At 37.8% G+C, this 23,538-nt stretch carries 22 protein-coding genes; 10 read left to right on the top strand and 12 right to left on the bottom strand.

What is annotated here, in order from left to right; translation table 11 throughout:
• The first annotated feature begins 58 nt into the window (after positions 1 to 58).
• Positions 59 to 1,975, top strand: a complete 1,917-nt coding sequence (locus tag A9970_RS27035) for a peptide-N-glycosidase F-related protein (RefSeq protein ID WP_182984369.1) — start codon at positions 59 to 61, stop codon at positions 1,973 to 1,975.
• A 94-nt stretch (positions 1,976 to 2,069) separates the two neighbouring features.
• Here the strand turns inward: A9970_RS27035 and A9970_RS27040 are convergent, their stop codons facing one another.
• The 3 genes from A9970_RS27040 to A9970_RS27050 all read right to left on the bottom strand — a co-directional run bounded on the left by A9970_RS27040 (position 2,070) and on the right by A9970_RS27050 (position 5,069).
• Entirely contained in the window at positions 2,070 to 3,749 is a 1,680-nt protein-coding gene (locus A9970_RS27040) for a hypothetical protein (protein WP_182984370.1), read from the bottom strand.
• Position 3,750: 1 nt separating this feature from the next.
• Complete coding sequence (locus A9970_RS27045; protein WP_153847261.1) at positions 3,751 to 4,527, bottom strand: ABC transporter ATP-binding protein; 777 nt, start codon at positions 4,525 to 4,527, stop codon at positions 3,751 to 3,753.
• Between the two features lie 158 nt (positions 4,528 to 4,685).
• Entirely contained in the window at positions 4,686 to 5,069 is a 384-nt protein-coding gene (locus A9970_RS27050) for a hypothetical protein (RefSeq protein WP_153847298.1), read from the bottom strand.
• Positions 5,070 to 5,263: 194 nt separating this feature from the next.
• Here A9970_RS27050 and A9970_RS27055 point away from each other — a divergent pair, with 194 nt between their 5' ends.
• A complete protein-coding gene (locus tag A9970_RS27055) occupies positions 5,264 to 5,524 on the top strand; it encodes a hypothetical protein (protein ID WP_182984371.1) in 261 nt (86 codons plus the stop codon).
• On the opposite strand, the gene A9970_RS27060 is transcribed toward A9970_RS27055, so the two are convergent.
• The 6 genes from A9970_RS27060 to rplM all read right to left on the bottom strand — a co-directional run bounded on the left by A9970_RS27060 (position 5,521) and on the right by rplM (position 10,221).
• Complete coding sequence (locus A9970_RS27060; RefSeq protein WP_182984372.1) at positions 5,521 to 6,342, bottom strand: AraC family transcriptional regulator; 822 nt, start codon at positions 6,340 to 6,342, stop codon at positions 5,521 to 5,523. The two genes, A9970_RS27055 and A9970_RS27060, sit on opposite strands and share 4 nt — an antisense overlap.
• 139 nt (positions 6,343 to 6,481) lie before the next feature.
• Positions 6,482 to 7,345 carry an SDR family oxidoreductase gene (locus A9970_RS27065; protein WP_182984373.1) on the bottom strand — a complete coding sequence of 288 codons (864 nt, stop codon included), beginning with the start codon at positions 7,343 to 7,345 and terminating at the stop codon, positions 6,482 to 6,484.
• 186 nt (positions 7,346 to 7,531) lie between these two features.
• Complete coding sequence (tsf, locus tag A9970_RS27070; RefSeq protein ID WP_153847258.1) at positions 7,532 to 8,368, bottom strand: translation elongation factor Ts; 837 nt, start codon at positions 8,366 to 8,368, stop codon at positions 7,532 to 7,534.
• Positions 8,369 to 8,563: 195 nt separating this feature from the next.
• A complete protein-coding gene (gene rpsB / locus A9970_RS27075; protein WP_046671991.1) occupies positions 8,564 to 9,361 on the bottom strand; it encodes a 30S ribosomal protein S2 in 798 nt (265 codons plus the stop codon).
• 18 nt (positions 9,362 to 9,379) lie between these two features.
• Positions 9,380 to 9,766 (bottom strand): 30S ribosomal protein S9, encoded by a 387-nt coding sequence (gene rpsI, locus A9970_RS27080; protein WP_046671992.1) that lies wholly within the window; start codon positions 9,764 to 9,766, stop codon positions 9,380 to 9,382.
• Positions 9,767 to 9,777: 11 nt separating this feature from the next.
• Complete coding sequence (rplM, locus tag A9970_RS27085; protein WP_077437655.1) at positions 9,778 to 10,221, bottom strand: 50S ribosomal protein L13; 444 nt, start codon at positions 10,219 to 10,221, stop codon at positions 9,778 to 9,780.
• Between the two features lie 234 nt (positions 10,222 to 10,455).
• Between rplM and A9970_RS27090 the strand changes: the two genes are divergently transcribed.
• The 5 genes from A9970_RS27090 (at position 10,456) to A9970_RS27110 (ending at position 16,325) form a co-directional block, all read left to right on the top strand.
• Positions 10,456 to 12,177, top strand: coding sequence for a tetratricopeptide repeat protein (locus tag A9970_RS27090; RefSeq protein ID WP_182984374.1), 1,722 nt, complete (start codon positions 10,456 to 10,458; stop codon positions 12,175 to 12,177).
• Complete coding sequence (locus A9970_RS27095; protein ID WP_159731131.1) at positions 12,167 to 12,970, top strand: DUF4292 domain-containing protein; 804 nt, start codon at positions 12,167 to 12,169, stop codon at positions 12,968 to 12,970. The genes A9970_RS27090 and A9970_RS27095 overlap by 11 nt, the downstream gene beginning before the upstream one ends.
• 108 nt (positions 12,971 to 13,078) lie before the next feature.
• Positions 13,079 to 14,383, top strand: coding sequence for a murein hydrolase activator EnvC (locus tag A9970_RS27100; RefSeq protein WP_182984375.1), 1,305 nt, complete (start codon positions 13,079 to 13,081; stop codon positions 14,381 to 14,383).
• A 93-nt stretch (positions 14,384 to 14,476) separates the two neighbouring features.
• Positions 14,477 to 14,674, top strand: coding sequence for a twin-arginine translocase TatA/TatE family subunit (tatA, locus tag A9970_RS27105; protein ID WP_088162917.1), 198 nt, complete (start codon positions 14,477 to 14,479; stop codon positions 14,672 to 14,674).
• Between the two features lie 184 nt (positions 14,675 to 14,858).
• Positions 14,859 to 16,325 (top strand): LysM peptidoglycan-binding domain-containing protein, encoded by a 1,467-nt coding sequence (locus tag A9970_RS27110; protein WP_182984376.1) that lies wholly within the window; start codon positions 14,859 to 14,861, stop codon positions 16,323 to 16,325.
• 9 nt (positions 16,326 to 16,334) lie between these two features.
• Here A9970_RS27110 and A9970_RS27115 read toward each other — a convergent pair whose 3' ends face one another.
• Together A9970_RS27115 and A9970_RS27120 are read right to left on the bottom strand one after the other, a co-directional pair.
• Positions 16,335 to 16,847, bottom strand: a complete 513-nt coding sequence (locus A9970_RS27115) for a phosphoribosyltransferase family protein (RefSeq protein WP_153847253.1) — start codon at positions 16,845 to 16,847, stop codon at positions 16,335 to 16,337.
• Between the two features lie 105 nt (positions 16,848 to 16,952).
• A complete protein-coding gene (locus A9970_RS27120; RefSeq protein WP_046671999.1) occupies positions 16,953 to 17,534 on the bottom strand; it encodes a C40 family peptidase in 582 nt (193 codons plus the stop codon).
• Positions 17,535 to 18,070: 536 nt separating this feature from the next.
• Between A9970_RS27120 and thrA the strand changes: the two genes are divergently transcribed.
• The 3 genes from thrA to thrC all read left to right on the top strand — a co-directional run bounded on the left by thrA (position 18,071) and on the right by thrC (position 23,001).
• Positions 18,071 to 20,518, top strand: a complete 2,448-nt coding sequence (gene thrA / locus A9970_RS27125) for a bifunctional aspartate kinase/homoserine dehydrogenase I (RefSeq protein ID WP_182984377.1) — start codon at positions 18,071 to 18,073, stop codon at positions 20,516 to 20,518.
• An 87-nt stretch (positions 20,519 to 20,605) separates the two neighbouring features.
• Positions 20,606 to 21,544, top strand: a complete 939-nt coding sequence (locus tag A9970_RS27130) for a homoserine kinase (RefSeq protein WP_159731329.1) — start codon at positions 20,606 to 20,608, stop codon at positions 21,542 to 21,544.
• Positions 21,545 to 21,693: 149 nt separating this feature from the next.
• Positions 21,694 to 23,001, top strand: coding sequence for a threonine synthase (gene thrC / locus A9970_RS27135; RefSeq protein ID WP_182984378.1), 1,308 nt, complete (start codon positions 21,694 to 21,696; stop codon positions 22,999 to 23,001).
• 15 nt (positions 23,002 to 23,016) lie between these two features.
• On the opposite strand, the gene A9970_RS27140 is transcribed toward thrC, so the two are convergent.
• Positions 23,017 to 23,481, bottom strand: coding sequence for a hypothetical protein (locus A9970_RS27140; RefSeq protein WP_182984379.1), 465 nt, complete (start codon positions 23,479 to 23,481; stop codon positions 23,017 to 23,019).
• Positions 23,482 to 23,538: the final 57 nt, after the last annotated feature.

Here is a 23,538-nt window from a genome sequence, read left to right on the forward strand (position 1 = left end):
TTCGCCGCTGACAAGAGTACATCTATCTTTGTATTGTTTCATGGATAATACTTAAATAATGAATATAAGATCTATACTAACTCTATTCTATTTTTTTATCTGCTATCATGTTTTTGCACAACAAGGCACAATAAGCCATGTCGTTACACATCAACGGAAGACCATTCTATGTGATGTACAGAAAGGCGAGAATTCCTATCCAGCTTGGGGGATATTTCCAAAAGAAAACTATCCTGTAAGGAAGGTTACTATGTTTGTTACGCTTGGGAGCCCCGATAGTTTGCGCACAGCGCATTGGGATTATTTGGATCACATCGTATTGCGTCGTAAAGGAGGAAAAAATGGACCTGTGCTAAATTATGAATTAGGAAGAATGCTTACGCCATATGGTAGTATTTACGATAAAGGATGGAGTTGGAAATGGCAGGTCGATGTAACTGATTTTGCTCCTTTCTTAAGGGATAGCGTGGAAATTGTCTATACTCATTCTGGTTTTGAGGACAAGACTGTAGGGTGGGCACTTACTGTAGATTTTGAAATTTTATCAGGTCCACCAGTTGTTACCCCATTGGGAATAACAGCGCTGTGGAATAAGGCATATAAATATGGGGATGTCAACGAAAAGATAGCAGAAAATCTACTACCAATAACATATACCTCGAGTCCGGGAGCAGCATTGAGCCGAATACGTATTCAGCATACAGGGCATGGTATGGATAAACCACGTGGCTGTAGTGAATTCTGTAGCCGATGGCGCGAACTCACCTTCGATGGAAAGACTGTAGACAGACGTGATATGTGGAAGAAATGTGGTGGTAATCCACTTTATCCACAAGGTGGGACCTGGGTACATGACCGCGCATATTGGTGTCCTGGAGATTTACAGCAGCCTGATTTTATTGATGTATTTACTAAAGTTGGTACTCATCAAGTTGCTTTACAAATGGAACCCTATACAGCGACTGATAATGTACAGGCAGTCGAAAATATATCCGCTTACTTGTTTCAATATTCAGCCCCAAAACAAAAAGTAGATGTTGCGGTCGAGTCAATAATGGTTCCAAGTGATGAACAGCGTTTTTCTAGATTAAATCCGGCGAGTGCTGGTCCAAAGATTTCTTTCAGAAATTTGGGTGCTGACCCGATTCGATCCCTAGAAATTGTTTATGGCACGAAAGGATTTCCAGTCAAAACTTTCCATTGGAAAGGTAATCTTTCTTTTAATCAAGTTGCAGAAGTTATCCTACCAGGAGAAATACAGGAAAAAGATCAGGAGAATGTATTTACGGTGTCACTTCTTAAGCCTAATGGAAAGCCGGATGCGTGGCCCACAGACAATAAGGCGGAAAGCGTCTTTACAGCTCTGCAGAAATTTCCCACTGATTTTATTTTGGAGTTTATGACCAATAATAAACCAGCGGATAATCGTATATTTCTAATTAATGCAAAGCAGGATACGGTCTTTCGTAAAAAAGGCTCTCAACTTGCTACTGCAACTATGTATAGAGATACTTTACATCTTACTGAGGGAAATCACTCGCTCTCTTTGGTTGATACCGCAGGTAACGGACTGCAGTTTTGGGCACAACCTGAAAATGGTGATGGCCATTTACGGATCTTCGATCTGAAAGGAAACCTTATTCATGCTTTTGAAAGCGATTGTGGAAATGGCGAGATGTTTAGTTTCAATGCCAAACGTGGATTTGAGATGAACACAATTTCAACGCAATATACCTTCTCACTTTATCCAAGGTCGGTTGTGGATAAGACACAACTGAGCGTAGTGTCCAATAAACAGAGTGAGATGACTGTCCTTTTTATGGTTGATGGCGTTTTGTGGCAAAAACATGAATACAAATCTGTTCAACAAGCTGTCCTGAACTATGATCTGAGCCATTTACCTTCAGGAAGAATAATCGTTGAAGTTCTGATGGATGGTATTAGCCGATTTAAAGGACGGATAAATAAAAGATAACCGGATAAAAGAAAAGGACGAAGATATTTTGTGCCTAGATTTTGAAGAATTAGATAAAAAAGCTCCATTAATGGAGCTTTTTTTATCTGTTTAATCAATTGTCGTCGTAAGCTAAGCCTTTCCAGTCTTCTCTCTGTAAGTACTTCAGCATAAAAAAGAATACGACCCATGCAAGTCCAGCTAAGATCCAAATTAGAGTTTCATAATGGAAAATTGTTTTATGTAAGTATCCCAAAATACCCAATAGACCTAATATCAGTAGATTAGTTATTGCCTTTGAATTGGATTGACTAGCCTTCGAAAATGGATAGTTTTTGACAATGAAAAGCATAATCAGAATACTTTCGATTCCGCCAATCGCGGAAGATAATAGCAGATCATTAATAGAACTGAGACCAAATAGCGGTACACAGATAGAAAGAAACAGTATGTTGAACGGTAAAACATATTTAATCAGACATGCTTTAAGAACTCCAGTCATCAGCTGTCCCGGTTTTTGTATCGGAGTCACATGGTAGACCCAGGCCGCTTTATATTTATTACTTTGAGTAATAAGCTGGAAAACGGTTAGTATGGTTAATAACGAAAGATAAAACATAATGATATACAAGCCTGAATCCCGAAGCTTCGCTATTTTGCCAGCTATTGGGAGATCATCTCCTGTACGTAGAAATAAAAAAATAAAATAAATAGGTAGATAAGCCAACGAAGGGTATAGCTGTTGCTTAAATTCTCTCGTTTTAGAACTTATCAGCCATACGATGCCAAATCCAGCCTCTTCAACCGGGGATGAGCAAACGTTCGAAGAGATCCTTTTATATAGCGGTAATTTGGAGGGATTATCTCGGGTTAATTGTGAAGTTTCACTAGGGAGGTTGTCGGCACTTGCTAGTGCAGCTATTTTTGCATTAAATCCCCGTGAAAATAGCTTAGTACAAGCGTAGATACCAGCAAAGGGAGTTAGTATTCCCAGTGTTGATAAGATGACCAAATGTACATTGTGGTTACCAAAGAGTAATGGTTGGAATGATGCAATCCAGGTACTTGGGAATATCCAAAGAAATCTGAGCTGTTCCATCGTTAAATGGGATTCCACAATAGATTGGATCAAATTTGGGCCAACATAATAGGATAGAAAAAGAACCAGTGAGAGACCGATCTGTATATAAGTAATTACATCTTTAAACTTTTGGATGGGGAGATATTTGATGCTAATCAGATAAAATCCATTAACAAATATCAGCGCGATTAAAGTGCTTAGTATAAGCTGCAGGCATAAAATAAGGACGGAGACGATATCCCAATTGAATAATACATAAATAAGCACGGGTAAGGTCAACGCGATTACTTGATTAAAAAGCTTGATTGCAATAAAAGTTATTCGGGAAATAGCTAAAGTCTTGTCATTAACTGGTCTAGGCATAATGATATACTGATCCCGAGTATCTAATAATATGGGTGAAAAATCGGACACCAACGTAATGCTTAACATGCTAATGAAACTGAGTAGCATAATCGAAATGGCTAAGTACCTATCTGGAATCGAAAAAATAATTACCATGAATATCAGGCCAAAGATGAGATACAATAGGAATTGTAAAATCGATGACGAAGAAGATGATTTTCCTGAGCTACGTTTTCTAAAGCTAATAGGTTTTCTATTCTCTAAGATTACTTTGGTTTCTAAGATGATCTTAAACTGTTCATAATTGATGCCTAGGCCTTTCCAAACCCCACGAAAAAGAAGGATAAATTTTAAGATAAATTTTTCCATGTTATTGAATGGCTGTAATGATATTGGAAGCATCTAATGCACTGCTGCCAGTATTGGTTAATTTAGCAAATATATGCTCCAGGGATTCGCTAGGATCTGTTTTTAGTTCCTCAATCGTGCCATTCGCAATGATGCTGCCCTGGTTTATCAGTAAAATCCGATCAGATACTTTTTCAACAACGTCCATCATATGTGAACAATAGAAAATTGTTTTCCCTTCTTTTGCAAGTAATGAAATAAGTTCTTTAACAACGATAACAGCATTGGCATCGAGTCCAGATAATGGTTCATCTAGCACGATAATTTGTGGGTTATGAATAATTCCTGAAATTAAAAGTACTTTTTGACGCATTCCTTTGGAGAAGGTATCCATCCTATTATTTGCATTAGCTTCAAGGCCAAAGGCTGCTAACAGTTTTAAGGAACGTTCTAGAATGACATTATCTTTCATTCCATAGAGTTTACCTACAAAATCCAAGTATTCCATGGGAGTCAGGACGTCATATAATTCTGCGTTTTCGGGAACATATCCCAATAATGCTTTTACTGCAAGTGGATCTTCTTGAATATTGATGCCATTAATTTCTACAGTGCCTGTGAAATCTTCGATTAGTCCTGTTAATATTTTAACGGTAGTGGATTTGCCGGCACCATTTGGGCCAATATATCCGATAACTTGACCTGGGAATATGTCAAGGTTGATTCCTTTCAATATTTCTTTTACTCCGTATGATTTTTTTAGGTCAACAATCCGGATGAGAGGTAATATACTTTCCATATGATTATAATCTTCAAAGTAAACTTACATAAAAAATTGGAGTTATAGTTTCCAATTGAAAAGTATATACTTAATATTCTTGAGAAGAATGTCTCTATTTTAATCAATGGAAAAGGGACCTTTTGGTCCCTTCAAAACTATGTTATTTTTCGGAAATACTACCTGTCGTTCTTGGGATATCCCTCTTCATCGAGATCATCTCTCAGATCTTCTTCGTTCTCGGCTAATTTCTTGTCTAAAGGGGATAACCGTTCATGTTTAAAAGTCTCAATTCGCATGTTAGCTTCATCTAGATCTTCTTCTTCGAGTTCACCTTGTGTTGCATACTCATCTCCGACAAATGGATTAGAATCATCGTATGTTGAATCATCATCGATTGCGCCCTCAGCTACTGTATTATAGTCAGCGGGGTGGTCATAGTCTGGGTCATTGTCATCGACATCCATTTCATAACTGTCAAGCTCTTCATTAAAAGCAAGGTCCTGATCCATATCGGGATAGTCTTCTTCGACTTTCCCATTTTTACGCTCTTTTTTTGACATAATCCTACTCATGTTATTCATTTGTAAAACAGTTCTCAAAAAAAAAAGTTTTGGATTTATTCGGCAAACCGATTATTCCAAAAGTATTAGGAGATTATGGGGTCGAATATCCTTTGGAAAGTTAAAAACGCAAAAAATGGTTAAAGCAGTAAAACAATGTAATTATATGTTTGTTCTATCCTAAAACAGGAATTATGATCTTCAAGCGTTTAAATTATCAGACTTTACAGAGTTTACGCCTACAAGGCTACAATATTTTATTGACTATTGGTCGAGCTGAAGACGAGAACCCAATTTATTTCCCGATGAAATTGGATTCTTTTAATTCCAGTAGCTCAAATTTTGAAAGTGACGATGCAGCGACTTTTCAAGGAAAGAAGATTCTTATTTTGGATGAAGCCATTCAACGCTCCTTAAATCATGATCTTAATGGTATAATCCAGCTTGAGAATTAAGCGCTATTTTTAGCTCTTTTATAAGAGCTGGGTGTAATGTTTCTTTTCTTCTTATAGAAATTGGTCAGGTGACTTTCATCATTAAATCCTAGTTCTTCTACAATTTGTTTCATTGTGTATCTGTTGGATGCTAATCTCTCTTCAACTAGTTTAATACGAATATCATCTATATATACTTTGTAGCTTTTTGAATATCTTTTTTTAAAAAATGCCCCAAAATAATTTGCTGAAATTTGGAACTGATCTGCGATCGACTTGATTTGTAATTTATCCGGGAAATAAATATTTTGCTGTATGTATTGCTCGATCTCTTGAGACATTTCATATGACTCGTTAATAGGTAGCTCCAGATCCTTCAATATATTTTCGACTAAAGCGAAGAGGGACATTGTCTGGTGGAATATAAAAATTGAAGATGCTGTATCTTCACTCTCATATTGTTGAATCAGAGATATTACCCGCTCGATTAGTTTTTTATTTTCCTTTTTAAGCGATAGGCTCTTATTTAATAAAGTCTTCGAGTTGAAGATATCAACCGGATTGTGAGAAAGTCTGAAATTTTGCTGTATAAAGTGCAGGTCTTTAAAATAGGAGTTTGAGAAATAGAGGACAAATGCGATTGTATCTTTTTTTGTCTCAAGTGTTTCGAAATCTTTATTCAAAAAAAGTAAATTCTCTTTTGAAAATTTCAAGTTATTCCCTTTCGATAGGAGTATGCCTTCGGATATATAAACTAACGCAAAATCAAAACCCGTTTTGTTTAGTTCTAATTTTTGTTTGTGTTTGATTTTTTGAGATTCGAAAGATAAATTCATCATATGTACAGACCCTATTGGAAAATAATCGCTACAAACCTAAGAAAAATGGATTAAAGACTTTACTTTTTTCCTCTTTTAAATCTGAATGGATTACAGTCGCGTATTCACAATAAAATATAAATCATTTGTTAAACGGTTATCAAGTGCTTTTTGCATTTCTGGTCATCTTTTCAATAGTATCCCATTGATCTTCAGGAATAATATCCAATCCATTGAACTCTCCAGCCCCCTTAAGCCATTCGCCGCCATCAATCGTGATAACATCTCCGTTGATATAACTAGCATAATCGGATACCAGATAGGCCGCGAGGTTAGCTAATTCCTCCAGTTTGCCCAAGCGGCCCAAGGGAATACGTTTGGTAGGTGAGAGGAGTTCGCCTAATTCGCCCGGGAGTAACCGTTCCATGGCGCCCGAAGTTTGGAATGGACCAGGAGCTATAGCGTTGAGTCTTATTCCTTTTTTTCCCCATTCTACAGCTAGAGATCTGGTTAGCGCAAGAACTCCGGCTTTAGCAGTTGCAGAAGGAACAACATATCCAGACCCCGTCCAAGCATAGGTGGTGACGATACTGAGTATAGCTTTATTAGGTTCATTTGCCTCAATCCACCGCTTGCCCAGTGCTAGGGTATAGTTTATACTCCCTTGGAGAACGATACCAATGACAGATTCGAAAGCTCGGTGGCTTAAACGTTCGGTAGGGGAGATAAAATTTCCAGCAGCATTGTTTATGAGGATATCTATCCCCCCAAAATGTTCATATCCATAGGAAACGACGCGTTCGACATCTTCATAATTACGCACGTCTCCAGCTACTGCAAGACATTTTGCCTGATGTTTTTCCGACAATTCGTTTGCTGTATGTTGTATAACATCATCTTTGCGGCTTGTGATCAGGCAAGAAGCGCCAAGCTCGAGAAAGTAATCTGTCATGGCTTTCCCTAGACCTGTACCACCACCCGTAATCAAAATTCGTTTTCCTTTTAACGCGTTTTCCTTTAACATGCCCATATGCTGTTCAGTTTTTATGTATCTTTAAGTTACAAAAATTTGGGATAAAATAAAAGCCACGGTGGAGCGGATAAAAATAGTTCGGGAATAAATGGAGGTAGAGATATAAACAGAAACAGGAGCTATTCGATGAATAGCTCCTGTTTTAAAATTTCCATTCTGAATAGAATGGAGGTATGCTTATGCGCCTAATTGTACGCGTTTGAAAGCAGTTACAGTCAATCCTTTAGAAACTGAATCTAGGAATTGAGCGATGTTTTTAGAAGAATCTTTTACGAATTCTTGGTTTAACAACGTTGTATCTTTGAAGAATTTGTTCAATTTACCTTGAGCAATTTTCTCAGCCATTTCAGCTGGTTTTCCTTCAGCAATGATTTGCTCTTTTGCAATAGCAATTTCACGCTCAATTGTGTTTTGATCAACACCGTCTTTGTCAATTGCAATAGGGTTCATTGCAGCAATTTGCATTGCAACATCTTTACCAGCTTCTTCAGCACCAGCTGCATCAGCAGAAAGACCTACTAATACACCTAAACGGTAGTTACCGTGGATATAAGCGATTACTTTTTCAGCAGTGATAGTTTCGTATTTAGAAACGTCGATTTTCTCGCCAATTACACCAGTTTGCTCGATTAAAGAATCAGCGATTTTTTTGCCATCAAGTTCCAACCCTTTTAGTTCTTCCAAAGAAGCAGGTTTATTGTTTAATGCAAGATCTGCAATTTTTTCTGCGAAAGCGACGAAATCTGCGTTTTTAGCTACGAAGTCAGTTTCACAGTTAACTTCAACTACGATACCTGATTTACCATCAGCAGTGGCTTTAGCGATGATAACACCTTCGTTAGAGTCGCGATCTTGACGGCTAGCAGCTACTTTAGCGCCTTTTTTACGCAAGTAATCTACAGCAGCTTCAAAGTCACCATTAGACTCAACTAAAGCTTTTTTACAATCCATCATACCAGCGCCAGTTTGTTGACGCAATTTGTTTACATCTGATGCAGAAATTTGTACTGACATGTTTATTTCTTTTTATTATTATTTACGACTGAAATTTGTACAATATTAACTTAAAACATGTTAAGCTAATATGAAGTTTAACATTCCTTGATAAACGAGTGTTGTTAAACCAAAAAACCGGACAGATAGGCTAGTTCAAGAAAAGTAAACTTTTCCAGAAACTAACGCTACGCTATCCGGTTTGGAATAAAAATATTATTCTCCGTCTTTCGCTTTGCGAGGACGTTTAGCTTCTGAAGCATCTCCATTATCAGCTTTTGCTTTAGCAGCAGCAGCATCTTTTTCCGCTTCTTCTTCTTTGTCGCGTTTGCGCTCGTCCAAACCTTCTTGGATTGCTTGACCAATAATACCTGCGATTAAGCTAATAGATTTGCTAGCGTCATCATTTGCAGGGATTGGGAAATCAATGTTTGAAGGGTCAGAGTTTGTATCTACCATTGCAAAAGTAGGGATGTTCAATTTCATTGCTTCAGAAACAGCGATGTGTTCTTTTTTCACATCGATGATGAATAAAGCAGCTGGCAAACGGTTCAAATCAGCGATACCTCCTAAAAGGTTTTCTAATTTGATACGCTCACGTTGTATCATTAACTTCTCTTTTTTAGACAATACATCGTAAGTACCGTCTTTTTGCATTTTGTCAATGTTAGACATTTTTTTGATAGACTTACGAACTGTAGCGAAGTTTGTAAGCATACCACCTAACCAACGCTCAGTTACGAAAGGCATGTTAACCTCTTTTGCTTGTTGTGCGATGATCTCTTTTGCTTGTTTTTTCGTAGCTACGAATAAAACTTTGCGACCTGATTTTACGATTTGTTTGATAGCTGAAGCAGCTTCTTCTAATTTCGTAAGAGTTTTGTTCAAGTCAATGATGTGGATACCGTTGCGCTCCATGAAAATGTACTTAGCCATTTTCGGATCCCATTTACGTGTAAGGTGACCAAAGTGCACACCTGCATCCAATAAATCTTGATAAGTAGTTCTTGCCATTTTTTGATCCTCCTTTGATTAACGTTTACTGAATTGGAATCTTCTACGAGCCTTACGACGTCCTGGTTTCTTACGCTCAACCATACGGTCATCACGTGTTACTAAACCTTTCGCGCGTAATGCAGGTTTAACTTCTGGGTTAAGTTCAACCAAAGCTTTTGCGATCGCTAAGCGAACAGCTTCTGCTTGACCTTTAACACCACCTCCGTTAACGTTTACTTTTACATCAAAGTTTGCTAATTCACCAGCTACATTCAATGATTGAGTAGCGATGTATTGCAAAGGTAATGTTGGGAAATACTCTTTGAAGTCTTTACCGTTTATGATAATGTTTCCGCTACCAGCAGTTAAGTAAATGCGGGCAACAGCAGTTTTTCTTCTTCCTGAAGTGTTAGTTGTTGACATGTCGATTCTCCTTAAAATTTAACTGGTTTTGGATTTTGTGCCTCATGTTTGTGCTCTGTACCGGCATAAACGTAAAGGTTTTTAAACAATTGACGACCTAAACGGTTTTTAGGAAGCATACCACGAACAGCTTTTTCAATGATGCGCTCAGGGAATTTAGCCATTAACTCTTTAGGAGAAACGAAACGTTGACCACCTGGGTATCCAGTGTAGCGCACGTAAACTTTGTCGCCTAATTTGTTTCCTGTTAATCTGATTTTGTCTGCATTGATAACAATCACGTTATCTCCACAGTCTACGTGTGGGGTGAATGTAGGCTTGTGCTTACCACGAATTACTTTCGCGATGTTGCTCGCCAAACGCCCCAAAATCTCTCCTTCAGCGTCAACAACGATCCACTCTTTGTTAACGGTGTTCTTGTTGGCAGAGACAGTTTTGTAACTTAACGTATTCACTTGCTTTTGTTTAAATAATTTATTAAAAAATTTTTCTTCCCCTTATCTCAAGGGTCTGCAAAGGTACATCTATTATTCTATATTTTAAAATCTATTTTGCTTATTTTATTGAAAACGAGTCGAATTTCAAACAAGCCCCACTAATCTCAATATTTTTACAACTTCCTCGAATGAATATTGTTACATTAGTTAGTATATTGCAGGAAGAATTTTTTAATTATTTAGCGGAAGTAGATGAGATTGAATTTTTTAAATAAACGATTTTTTTTAAGTTTTATTGGTGTATTCCTTTTTGCGGCGTCTTCATTGCAAGCGCAATCGCTAGATAAGAAGACAAAACCGTATGATGCTCGATTTAAAAATGTGCAGGAAATATTGAAGCAAGGCAAAATTGGTCCGGGCATGGATTCTCTGGACGCCATTATAGCAGACTTTCCGCAGGCAGATGACATCTATTTTACAAAGGCAATTCTTCTTGCGCAGATGCGAAATCAGGACGGAGCGATCCAAGCCATTAAAGATGCGCTGGCGATCCAGTCTAAACCTGAATATCTAAGCTTCGCAGTCGACGCATTTAAAAGTAAAAATGATGCTGACAGTGCATTGATTTACCTCGATAAGCTGATTGATCAGGACGATAATAATACGGCCTCACTAAAACGCGAACGCATCATGCTCCTTTTCAACGGTGGGTATAAAGATGTGGCTTTGGAGTATTTCTATAAAACCAAAGAAATTGCAACAGCTTCGGATACATTGGACATGGTTGGTAGTGTTTTATTAAATGATGCTGGTAATTATAAAGCTGTTATTGATCTTTTGAAACCTTGGGCAGACAAAGGGACTTCGTTGGCTCAGGTGTATGGTCAGTTGGCGCAGGCGTACAATCTTTCCAAAAATTCAAAACTTGCACTGGAATATATTAACAAGGGGATTCAGACTACAAAAGAGGATTTCCTTTATTTCGATTTAGCTGATCTCTATCGATTTGATAAAAAACTCAAGTTATCTTTCGATGCACTCAAACAGGGATTTCAGTCTAAAAAGGTTGACTTTGCAGACAAAAATCGGATTATAATGACCTTATTGAATCCGAAAGGACCCTATACGAAAGATCAGCTTTTGGAATTGGTCAATATCCTAGTTGAAGTTCACCCACGGATTGCAGAAAGCCATATGGCGAAAGGACAGGTGCTTTGGTTGAAAGATGATAAAACTGCTGCACAAAGTTCCCTAGCAGTCGCCGTTAGTATGAACCCTTATCAAATCGATGCATGGCGGATGTTGATGAGCCTGGATATGGACAAAGGCGAGTTTGACCAAGCAATCGCTCATGGCGGAGAGGCCTTACATTATGTCTCCAACAACGCCACAATACTCTATTTTACGAGCATGGCCTATCTCATGAAAAAGGATATGGAAAATAGCCGGAAATTTATGGAAGCTGCACTTAATAATGCACAGGAGGAATCTCCTTTTCTACAGGCAAATATCTATGGAGGATTGGGTGATATTTATAACTCACTTAAAATGTATAAAGCCTCCGATGCAGCTTATATCGAAGCTATACGGCTCGATAGTACAAATGTGACGGCGATGAACAATTTAGCATACTATTTGTCGTTAAGAAAAGAACGACTTGATGATGCGACAAAATATGCTGCAATGGCGACGAAATTGCAACCCAATAACGGAACTTTTGAAGATACTTATGCTTGGGTGCTGTTTGCTGATGGAAAATATGACGATGCATTAGTCTGGATTCAAAAAGCATTGAAAAATACAAATCCGCAAACTTCGGTGTTGTTGGAGCATTATGGCGATATCCTAATTAAGTTAGGGAAAACAAACGATGCTATAAAACAGTGGAACCTTGCTTTAGAAAAGGGAGTGGACTCAGATGAAAATAAGCTGAAATTGAAAAAGAAGATTGAGACTAAAAGTTATGTGGAATAAAATTGTCTGTGTTGGTGCTGTGCTGTTGCTGCTCTCTTCTTGTAGTTCGAAGAAGAAACTACTCAAAGAAGCGGAGCTCAAAGCTCAAAACGAGTTGACGATAAAAGATAACACAAGGGAGGCAAAGAAAAATAGCTTACGTAATCTTTTTTTGACCAATTTGAACTATACTACTTTTTCTGGCAAAGCGAAAATGCGTCTTGACCTTGGAAAGGACAATTATGATGTCACTTCTAATATTAGAATAGAGAAAGATAAAAGGATCTGGATTTCTATTTCTGCGACACTGGGTATAGAGGTTGCCCGGGTATTAATAACCCCAGACAGCGTACAGATCTTAAATAAATTTCAGAGCGAATATATGGTTAAGCCATTTGACTACCTGTATCGTTTTGCTAGTCCGGATTTAACTTTCGGAAACCTACAAGATTTGTTGCTAGCCAATCTTTCTGTGAATCTATTGTCAGATATTGATCAGGTTAATTTTAAACAGGATTCGATATCTGTCCAGTTAGATGGCAAGCTGAATGAACTAGATTTTTTATATAAATTAAATAATAACAATAGGCCTTATCAATTTAGATTAGCGCAACTTTCAAAGAAACAGTTGTTGGAAGCCAATTACGGAGAATATGCCATGGCCTCCGGACAGGAATTTCCAATGCTTTTAAAAATGATCATTTCGGATGGTCGCCAAGAGATAAAAACGGAAATAAATTTTAATAAAGTGACCTTTAATGAACCGGTCGAAATGCCTTTTTCAGTATCGTCACGTTATAAAGTAATCCGATGAGAAGCTGTCTATTTCCTTTAGATTTATTACTTTCGCAATTAGTTTGCTAAAGTAAGGCGTGAATTGATAGGGTAGAAAGATGGCAAACACAAAAAAATGGTACTGTAAATGAACTTTAAAAAGACAATACTTGGTATAGCTGCTTTCCTATTCATGATTGGGATTTCATCGGCACAGACTCGGGCTGAACTTGAAAAACAACGTGAGAAGCTCAATCGTGAAATTGCCGAATTACAAAATACGGTCAAAGAGATCGCAAAAGAAAAATCACTGACACAACAACAGGTGACAGCATTGAGTAAGCAGATTAATTTGCGCGAGCAGAAGATAAATACCATTACTTCGGAAGTAGCTGTAATTAACAAACATATCAATGCCAATACCGCTGCCGTAAATAAGTTGAAGGCTGAATTGGAGAAGATGAAACGTGACTATGAGAAGATGGTGATGTTTGCGTTCAGAAACCGAAATGCCTATAATAAATTGATGTTTATTTTTGCATCAAAGGATTTTAATCAGGGGTTTCGACGGGTTAAGTACTTACAACAGTTTAACGATTCTAGAAAGCTGAAAGCTGCTGATATCGAAAATACCAAGAAACAGATTGAACAAAAAATCGCTCAATTGCAGGCGGACCGAGACAAACAGGTTGCTTTGATGAAAGAGCAGGAAAATGAGAAAAGAACCATATCTCAACAGCGATCTGTTTATTCTGGACAATTGAGTGAATTAATTGTTACAGAACGCGGTGTGAAGAAAGATATTACCCAAAAACAAAAAGAGGAGCGGCGTATTAATGCGGCCATTAAGGAGATAATTCGAAGAGAAATTGAGGCTGAACGTCGACGGGCTGAAGCGGCACGTCGTGCGGCAGAAGCGGCTGCTGAGCGTAACCGCAAAGTGAATGAGTCTACATCAACTACAAAAGGTAAGAACAATACAAAAACGAGTACTTCTAAAATGTCAGAATCAGAGGTGCTACGTAGTACACCGGAGGCAGTTAAGCTTTCAAATGACTTCAGATCTAACCGTGGTAGTTTGCCTTGGCCTGTTTCTAATGCGAAGATCATGCAAGATTTTGGAGGGGAAAGTGTCGGAAGAAATGTCAATGTGGAACATATATCCGTGAAGATACAAACTTCTAGTGGTGCGGCTGTGAAAGCTGTTTTCGCAGGAGAGGTGAGTAGTATTTTAACAATGTATGGTCAACGTATCATAATGATTAAACATGGTGAGTACTATACTGTCTACAATAATATGGGAAGTGTAAGTGTTTCAAAAGGGCAAAAAGTAAGTACAGGCCAAACTATAGGAACGGCTGATGTGGACTCCGATACAGGTGTGCCAATGGTTGACTTCTCTGTTTATCAAGGGTCAACACCGTTGAATCCGATGTCATGGTTGGCGAGATAAGAAATAATTACTATATTTAATAATTATCATTACATTTGTAAAGAGAGAGAGAAGTTTTAGTTTAAAAGAATTGAAAAACAAGAAATTATAGTTATGTCAACATCATTATTAATCATGGGAATCGGGGGGCAAGAGTTAATTGTCATTGTAGTAATATTGTTACTATTATTTGGTGGCAAGAAGATTCCTGAATTGATGCGCGGATTGGGTAAAGGAGTTAAGGAATTTAAAGAAGGCCAAAAAGATGAGTCTTCACCTGAAAAAAAATCTGAAATAGAAGATAACAAATAAGGGAGGTTTTGATCCCATATAGCATGGATACGATTTTGTGAGGAACAAAATCGTATTTTGTTTTATACTCGACCTGCAGCTAAATAGGGCGAAAACCATTTTTATACTAAAATCCATTTCTAAACGTTTAGATTATTGTTGATTTTTCAGCAGATGAATCAAACTCGGATTTAACAGTAAATTTATGATCGGAAAACAGACGTTAATTTCAATACTAGGAGGGGTATGCTATGTACTACCGCTCATGGCCCAAGAAAGCGCTGTAGAAGGCATGAAAGAAGCCGCCCATACCTTCTTTCAAAAAAGTATCGAAAAAGAAAAACAAGAGATTTACCAATACCTAGACAGTATAAAATCTTCCGGAAATAACAGACAGCATGATGCTGAAATTACAGATGAAGATATACAGCTCGTGCGGAAACTGAAGGCAATAGAACGTGAGGTTCCGTTGGACTACTCGCCGCGAGTGAAAGATCTGGTTGCTAAATATACGTCGGATAATTATAATCCTTATATGTGTAGGATGATGGGACTAGGACAATACTATTTCCCATTGTTTGATAAAATCATGGACGAAGTCGGAGTGCCGCGGGAACTCAAATACCTAAGTGTAGTCGAATCATCATTAAATCCACGCGATATCTCTAGTGCCGGAGCAACAGGCTTATGGCAATTGATGTATTATGAAGCCAAAACTTATCATCTTACAGTGGACAGTTATACCGACCAACGAATGGATCCTATTGCTTCAAGTTATGCTATCGCAAAAATCTTAAAAGAAGCTTATGATGAATATGGCGATTGGCTATTAGCGATAGCATCCTATAATGGCGGTAAAGGAGCAGTTAGCCGTGCGATCCAACGTTCGGGAAAAGAGAATGCTACTTTTTGGGATATCGCACCATATCTAACGCAACAGACCCAAAACTATATCCCTAAGTTCATCGCAATGACATATGCGATGAAATATGCAGACGAAAATGATATCAATGCTGAGGATACCGAACTTTCACTAAGAACTCAAGCATTGGATATCAATAAACGGATTTCATTGAACCAAATAGCGGATGTTTTACATGTGTCAAAAGAGACATTACGTGCATTGAATCCTAGTTTTAAAAGAAATGTATTAAATGGTACTGAAGAGTCTCCATTGCGATTAGTTTTACCTGTATTAGATAAAAAGATTGCCTCAGAAGAATTGTATGCTGCTCTCAACACGCCAATATCTTCTGTAACTCTTAGTCAGACGGAAAATCTAAGTGAGCCTCTACAAAATGGCAAATATAAAGTAAAAGTTGGTGAGACATTCGCTTCCATTGCTGACAAGTTTGAAGTAACAGTACAGGATATAAAATCTTGGAATAACCTGCGCGGAAATCAAATTGTCCCTGGACAAAACTTACTGATAAAAAGGGAAGATGATTTCGTTAACGCGAAGTTAGCACGTAATACAGAACGATCTTCAAAGAAGAGTCAACAGCATGCCGCTAGCGCTACACGTACAGCTTATTATGTCGTGAAGAAAGGTGATACATTATCTGAGATCGCAGATAAAAATGGTACATCAGTCGGTCGACTTAAAAGTGAAAATGATTTAAATGGAAGCCGGATAAAACCGGGAATGAAATTGAAAGTCTCAAAGAAATAACAGCATGGTTTAAATTAACCATGCTGCATCTTCTTCTTTATCAAATTCTTCAAGGGTAACGGTAACATGTTCTCTTAATATCGTTGAAAGCTTCGTGCCATAGTAGTCACTAAATATAGGGAACTTATGGTGGCTTCTATCAATTAATACAGCCGTTCTCATTTTCTTCAGTGGAACGTTCAAAAATACACCCAGTCCATAAGCTAAGGCTCTACCACTATTCAACACATCATCTACCAAGATGATCGTCTTATCTTTTGCAATATCAACAGGTATGTCTGTACTTGCACTCAACGATCTACTCGTTTTCTTCATGGTAACTTTAATCAGCAGGATTTCCTTCGTTGAAATCCCCTGTAAAATCGCTTGAAGGCGTTGCGCAAATACATAACCTCGGTCAGCAATTCCTACTAATACAAGTGTTTCATCTTCAAAATTGTCTTCCAAAATTTGATAGGCAATCCGAATAGATTTTTGTTTTATTTGTTCTTTATTTAAGATGAGCGTTTTCTTTGAAGACATAATAGTATTCCAATGATTATAGGGTAAAAATAGGATATTATATTGTATAAAAAAAGTCCAAAACGAGTTAAACGCTTTGGACTTTCCTTGATTGAATCAATCTTACTAATTCAATTTATTATCTTTTTCTGCTTTTAATATTTCTGCCGTAAGCGATCTATTATCTTCTGGTAAGCGGCCGCCATTGTAATAATAACGTCTCCAGTATGGTTCATCTAAATTGCTGATCATAACTCCTTTACTGGATGAGGCATGTGCAAATTTATTATCGCCAATATAAACACCGACATGGGTAATACTTTTACTTCTGATTTTGAAGAATACCAAATCACCTGCCTTTAGTTCGTTTTTCTCGACAGTTTTGACTTGAGAATACTGATTTCTACTATTATACCCCAATGATGTGTTAAACACTTTGTCGTATAATTCATAAGAAAATTTAGAACAGTCAATACCTCTTTTTGAATCTCCTCCCAAACGGTATGGAGTACCTAGCCATTCGTAAACAAATTGATAAAGTTTGGTGTTTGTTGTTGCTGAGACTGCAACTCCCATGATTTGTGAAAAGTATTCTTTCGCTAGGTTATCAGGATCTGATTCTGGTTTGGAGTTTCTGTTGGTTTGTGCCTGCGACACTAGACATAAGCCGATAAATAGCATTGACGCTATAAATTTCTTTGTTTTCATTAAATCGCTTTTTTGTACAACATTTAACTTTTAAAAATTCAACACTGTCATCTATTTTGGACAGCACTGTTGCGAATATAATACAATATCACTTTAAGGTCAAATTTATTTTAAGGTATTTAACGAAATTTTAACAATTTTAACATCTTTCCAAGACGTATTTACACGTATTGAGAATTAATGCACTTGTCGAGCCTCGGCTACATAAAGTAGATTGTCTACTACATTTAAAAATATCCACATGATGATAGAATGCCATTCTATTTGGTTTCTAATTGTGAATCTTAAAAAAAATATTAATTTTCTTTGGTAAAGTGATAATATTTGTTCTATATTTACAAAACATAAGCAAAAGCAATGAACACAAATACAATTATTACGTCGATTATTATTACCACCGGGATAAAACTTAGGAGGAAGTAGTTTCGTTGTATATAATTGTAGACACAATATTTAGAAGCGCTTTCCTCGACAAAGGAAAGCGCTTCTTTTTTTAGCACAAAAATCATCAATCTAAACAAACAGTATAAAACAGTATGAAAGTTTTAAAATTTGGAGGCACATCGGTCGGCACGGTAGAAAGTCTAAAGGCGGTCCTGAGCATTGTGAAAAAATCTTATGATGCAAAGGAAAAACCATTGGTTGTGTTGTCAGCCATGTCAGGAGTAACCAACTTGCTTACCCAATTGGCAGAGGACGCTGCGGAAGGAAAGTCCTTTTCGGATGGGCTAAAATCCTTGGAGGATAAGCATTTTACGGTTGTTAAAGAGCTTCTGGCTGTGAAATATCAAAATCCTGTATTTACAAAGCTAAAGTTGTTTTTTAATGAGATAGAAGATCTTCTCCAGGGAATTTTTGCACTAAAGGAGCTGAGTAATCAGAGTAAAGATTTGATCCTTAGCTACGGTGAGCGTTGCTCAAATTATATGGTATCTAAGGTGATGGAACAATATATTCCTGAGTCTCTATTTGTAGATGCATCCCATTACGTGAAAACTGATTCAAATTTTGGTAATGCTCATTTAAATGAAATGCTAACTGAGCAATTGGTGAAATCCTTGTACATAACGCATCGTGATAAGTTGCTGTTTGTCACTGGTTTTATCGGAAGTAATGAAAATGGGCGTATTACCACCTTGGGAAGAGGTGGATCAGATTATACTGCAGCGATCTTCGGCTCAATACTGGACGCAACAGCCATTGAAATTTGGACAGATGTGAATGGGATGTTAACCGCCGACCCACGGATTGTGAAGAAAGCTTTTTCCTTGCCTGTATTATCATACACAGAGGCAATGGAATTATCTTACTTCGGTGCTAAGGTGATTTATCCTCCTACGATGATTCCGGCTTTCTTAAAGAAAATACCGATTGTTATTCGGAATACTTTTGAACCTGATTTCTCAGGGACTGTGATTCAGTTTGATAGTGGAAAAACAGCCCTGCCAATCAAGGGAATTTCTTCGATCTCGGATATTTCTGTCATCAATCTAAGTGGATCAGGGATGATCGGTAAGTCGGGTTTTAGTGGGCGGCTTTTTACGCTATTGGCTAGAGAGCAGATCAATGTTGTGCTAATCACCCAGTCTTCTTCCGAACATAGCATCACATTTGCTGTCAATCCATCAGATGCCAAACGCGCTATACATTTGATCGAAGTGGAGTTTGAGCTTGAAATCCAAGCGAATAAACTGATCGTTCCTGCGATTGAAGAAAACCTTTCTGTCTTAGCCATCGTTGGTGAAAATATGAAAAAAACTCCCGGTATGTCCGGTCGGTTATTTGCAGCGCTAGGACGCAACGGTATTAACGTCCGGGCTATTGCGCAGGGCTCATCTGAATACAATATATCTGTAATTATTGGTAAGGAAGATTTAGCGAAGGCACTTAATGCCGTACATGATGCGTTTTTCGCAGAGTTAAAGAAAACGCTGCATGTATTTAATATCGGTACCGGTAACATTGGTGCAACTTTATTTAAACAATTGGAAAATCAGCATGACTTCCTATTGGATAAAAATGATATTGAAATTAAAGTTGTTGGAATTTCCAATAGCCGTAAAATGCTTTTTAATACCGAAGGTGTTGATTTAAATAATTGGTCCGATGAACTTGCTAAAAATGGAACTGAATCAGACCTGGCATTGTTTATTGATCGAATGAAGGCGCTGAATTTGCCGAACTGTGTATTTATCGATAATACTGCAAGCAAATTACCGGCAACCTACTACGAAGATATCTTTAAATCCAATATTTCGATCGTCACTTGCAATAAAATTGCGAATTCAGGTAAATACGAGCAATATAAAACACTCCATGATACTGCGCATCGACACGGTGTAGATTTTTTTTATGAAACAAATGTAGGTGCAGGATTGCCTATCGTCAGGGTGCTTAAAGACTTGATGTTGAGTGGTGACCGTATCGTGAAGATAGAAGCTATTCTTTCAGGGACAATCTCGTATATTTTTAACAATTTTAAAGCAGATGCTTCTTTTTATGATGTCGTCAAACAGGCTCAGGAGCTGGGATACACCGAGCCAGACCCAAGGGATGATTTAGGTGGTATAGATTTTATGCGTAAAATGCTCATCTTGGCAAGAGATGCTGGGTATGCTGTTGAGGCCGAGGATGTAGACCTTGGTGCGATATTACCTCCAGTATGTTTGAAAGCAGATACTGTAGATTCTTTTTATACAGAATTGCAACAAGAAAATGAATATTTCGAAGCAATGAAGAAGAAAGCAGCCAATGAAAATAAAGTAATCCGCTACATCGGGAAATTGGAAAATGGAAAGGTATCCATTGCGATTCAGTTTGTTGATGAAAATCATCCTTTTTATGCTTTATCAGGCAGTGATAACATTATATCGTTTACAACAGAGCGCTATAAAGAACGTCCCCTCGTAGTAAAAGGTCCTGGAGCGGGGGCTGAGGTTACAGCTGCCGGTGTATTTGCAGATTTAGTAAATGTTGGAGCATAAAAACTATTCAAGGAAAATAAAAATTACGTGATGGCCAATAATTTAAATGTGGAGTATCTGAAGGATAAGGTGATAAATTTAGACAGCATGCTGTCGGAAGTTCGTGTTTTTGCGCCTGCAACTGTCGCAAATATGATCTGTGGTTTTGATATATTGGGTTTTGCTGTCGAGGAACCCGGTGATGAGGTGATTATGCGGCGCACGCAACAACCTGGAGTAACGATTCGGGAAATAACTGGCGACGATGGAAGACTACCGCTCGATCCCGGTAAGAATACCGTATCTGCCTGTGTTCAATATCTATTACAAGCCTTGAATATCTCTTCAAAGGTAGGTGTCGAAATCGAATTGCATAAACATATGCCAATTGGATCTGGACTGGGCTCCAGTGCAGCAAGTACCGTAGCCGGGCTTTTTGCCATCAATACCATGCTTGGAAACCCTTTGACAAAAGAAGAATTATTGCCATTTTGTGTTGAAGGTGAGCGTTTGGCTTGCGGTACAGGCCATGCCGATAATGTTGCCCCGGCGCTTTATGGAGGCATAACATTAATTCGAGGAAATGAACCTTTGGATGTTATTTCCATCCCTTCACCAAAAGAACTCGTAGCAGCGGTGGTTTTTCCGCAAGTGGATGTTCCTACACGTGACGCAAGACAACTTATAAAGGATAAAGTGTTATTAAAAGACGCCGTGACCCAATGGGGAAATATCGCGGGATTGGTTGCCGCTTTGTTCAAAGAAGATTATGATCTCATCGCACGAAGTATGAAAGATATTCTTATCGAACCGACCCGTGCAATTTTAATTCCTCAGTTTTATGAAATGAAAGAGATTGCTTTGAAGAACGGTGCATTGAGCTTCGGTATCTCTGGTTCAGGACCGTCTGTCGTAGCAATAACACGTGACGAAAAAATAGCGAGGGATATTGCGAACAAAATTCAAGCTCATCTCAAAGACAATGAGATTGAAAGCTTTGGATATGTTTCCCGTGTCAATGTAGAGGGCCCTAGAATATTGGATTAAAAATTATTTACAGAATTGAGGTCTATAAACTTTGAGGTTAATCGACAATTAACTCATAGAAGATAAAAAAACAAGATATCCATGTTCTACAAATACGAATGAAGATAACTGGATATACCATGTGACCTTTAAAAACAGATCATTTATATATGAATTTTTATAGCACAAATAATAAAACATTAGAAGTCTCCTTTAAAGATGCGGTCTTCAATTCTCTCCCTGCAGACAAAGGATTGTATATGCCTGAAGAGATTCCACAATTGGATCCGCTGTTCATTAAGAATATTCAACAGTACTCCTTGCAGGAGATTGCTTTTGAAGTAGCTTCTACACTATTGGGAAATGATATTCCCAAAGACGATTTAAAACAGATTGTGAACGATGCCATCAATTTTGATGCTCCTGTAAAATTCTTGACCGACAGCACGGCTGTGCTCGAACTATTTCATGGGCCATCTTATGCCTTTAAGGATTTTGGTGCTCGATTTATGAGCAGGGTCATGGGCTATTTTTCAAAGACTGACGATAAATTACTGGACGTCCTTGTCGCGACATCAGGCGATACCGGTGGAGCTGTTGCCTTGGGCTTTTTGGGGGTAGAAGGAACACGTGTGACGATCCTATATCCTAAAGGTAAAGTTTCGGAAGTTCAGGAACTACAATTGACCACTAATGGACAAAATATTCGTGCTATTGAAGTAGAAGGAACTTTTGACGATTGTCAGGCATTGGTAAAACAAGCTTTTAGTGATGCCGAACTCAATACTGTATTGCGTTTGACCTCCGCTAATTCAATAAATATAGCACGGCTGATCCCACAGACATTTTATTATTTTTATGCGTATGCACAATTGAAGTCACAAGGAGTCAATGAGGTCGTATTTACAGTGCCGAGTGGTAATTTTGGTAATATTGGGGCTGGTTTATTGGCCTATAAAATGGGACTTCCAGTAAAACATTTTGTAGCTGCAACAAATGTTAATGATACCGTTCCCAGATTCCTTTCTTCAGGTAAATATGAACCACTACCTTCTGTTCAAACCTTAAGCAATGCTATGGATGTTGGGAATCCAAGCAACTGGGTGCGTATACAGGATCTCTTTGGCGGAAATGTGGCTGAATTAAAAAATATGCTTTCTTCTTATACATTTACAGATGAAGAAACAAAAGAAGGAATGCAGAAATTATTTGAAGAATCAAATTATATCGCCTGTCCGCATACAGCAATCGCCTGGCTTGGAGCTCGTGCTTATGCAAATGAGCATCCCGGTCCGTATGCTTCAGTTTTCTTATCGACAGCACATCCCTGCAAATTCCCTGATGCAATAGCAGCAGATGTATTCGAAAAAATAGTTTTGCCTGTCGGCGCAGAAACATTGCAAGGAAAAGAGAAATTGGCGGAACCTTTGAAAGTAGACTTTGAAGCATTTAAAAAATATCTAATCAACCATAACTAAACGCCGAGGGCTCCTTTAGGAGCCCTTTTTTGTACCAAGATAGGTATCGATATAGTTCTTTAATTCAAGTTTTTTGTCTTTATCTAAGATTAAGTCATAGATTGGGATTGGTTGATCTCGCCCAAATGTTATGAAATCTCCATTTTCTTCTGTTAAAGAGTTTAACCATGCACTAACGTCAATGGTATTTTTGATCGGATGCATATCAAATAATCTGAGATTGGCACCCGAAACAAACGCTATGATTTTCCAGTCTTTTATGATTTTGTCTTCAAGCACAGTTTTTTTATCCAGATATTTTATAAGATTTACGGAAGCCCCTTTTGTGCAACTCAAAATTAGATGTGTGCCATACTTTTTTACAATAAGTTCTGGGCTGTTGTTTTGAATAAAATTAATGAAGTCTTGATTTTGAAATTTCGGCTCTTCGCTGCAAAGAAAATAATGCTGTATTGGAATCCTTCGGAATAATAGTTTCATTTATTTTTTGACAAATAAAGAAGCCTGGTTTTGCAATTAATAAGTTAATTTTGCAAC

Origin of the sequence: Sphingobacterium sp. UME9, assembly GCF_014170215.1 — a bacterium.
In the GTDB taxonomy this organism is placed as follows: Bacteria; Bacteroidota; Bacteroidia; order Sphingobacteriales; family Sphingobacteriaceae; genus Sphingobacterium; species Sphingobacterium paramultivorum.

Excerpts from the sequence above, each read along its gene's own strand:
- rpsB (WP_046671991.1), bottom strand. The coding sequence starts at position 9,361 with ATGGCAAGAACTACTTATCAAGATTTATTGGATGCAGGTGTGCACTTT.
- A9970_RS27095 (WP_159731131.1), top strand. The coding sequence starts at position 12,167 with ATGTGGAATAAAATTGTCTGTGTTGGTGCTGTGCTGTTGCTGCTCTCT.
- A9970_RS27090 (WP_182984374.1), top strand. The coding sequence starts at position 10,456 with ATGAGATTGAATTTTTTAAATAAACGATTTTTTTTAAGTTTTATTGGT.
- A9970_RS27060 (WP_182984372.1), bottom strand. The coding sequence starts at position 6,342 with ATGATGAATTTATCTTTCGAATCTCAAAAAATCAAACACAAACAAAAA.
- A9970_RS27130 (WP_159731329.1), top strand. The coding sequence starts at position 20,606 with ATGCTGTCGGAAGTTCGTGTTTTTGCGCCTGCAACTGTCGCAAATATG.
- A9970_RS27045 (WP_153847261.1), bottom strand. The coding sequence starts at position 4,527 with ATGGAAAGTATATTACCTCTCATCCGGATTGTTGACCTAAAAAAATCA.
- A9970_RS27120 (WP_046671999.1), bottom strand. The coding sequence starts at position 17,534 with ATGAAAACAAAGAAATTTATAGCGTCAATGCTATTTATCGGCTTATGT.
- thrA (WP_182984377.1), top strand. The coding sequence starts at position 18,071 with ATGAAAGTTTTAAAATTTGGAGGCACATCGGTCGGCACGGTAGAAAGT.
- A9970_RS27055 (WP_182984371.1), top strand. The coding sequence starts at position 5,264 with ATGATCTTCAAGCGTTTAAATTATCAGACTTTACAGAGTTTACGCCTA.
- A9970_RS27115 (WP_153847253.1), bottom strand. The coding sequence starts at position 16,847 with ATGTCTTCAAAGAAAACGCTCATCTTAAATAAAGAACAAATAAAACAA.
- A9970_RS27110 (WP_182984376.1), top strand. The coding sequence starts at position 14,859 with ATGATCGGAAAACAGACGTTAATTTCAATACTAGGAGGGGTATGCTAT.
- A9970_RS27040 (WP_182984370.1), bottom strand. The coding sequence starts at position 3,749 with ATGGAAAAATTTATCTTAAAATTTATCCTTCTTTTTCGTGGGGTTTGG.
- A9970_RS27050 (WP_153847298.1), bottom strand. The coding sequence starts at position 5,069 with ATGTCAAAAAAAGAGCGTAAAAATGGGAAAGTCGAAGAAGACTATCCC.
- A9970_RS27035 (WP_182984369.1), top strand. The coding sequence starts at position 59 with ATGAATATAAGATCTATACTAACTCTATTCTATTTTTTTATCTGCTAT.
- tsf (WP_153847258.1), bottom strand. The coding sequence starts at position 8,368 with ATGTCAGTACAAATTTCTGCATCAGATGTAAACAAATTGCGTCAACAA.
- A9970_RS27100 (WP_182984375.1), top strand. The coding sequence starts at position 13,079 with ATGAACTTTAAAAAGACAATACTTGGTATAGCTGCTTTCCTATTCATG.
- rpsI (WP_046671992.1), bottom strand. The coding sequence starts at position 9,766 with ATGTCAACAACTAACACTTCAGGAAGAAGAAAAACTGCTGTTGCCCGC.
- thrC (WP_182984378.1), top strand. The coding sequence starts at position 21,694 with ATGAATTTTTATAGCACAAATAATAAAACATTAGAAGTCTCCTTTAAA.
- A9970_RS27140 (WP_182984379.1), bottom strand. The coding sequence starts at position 23,481 with ATGAAACTATTATTCCGAAGGATTCCAATACAGCATTATTTTCTTTGC.
- A9970_RS27065 (WP_182984373.1), bottom strand. The coding sequence starts at position 7,345 with ATGTTAAAGGAAAACGCGTTAAAAGGAAAACGAATTTTGATTACGGGT.
- tatA (WP_088162917.1), top strand. The coding sequence starts at position 14,477 with ATGTCAACATCATTATTAATCATGGGAATCGGGGGGCAAGAGTTAATT.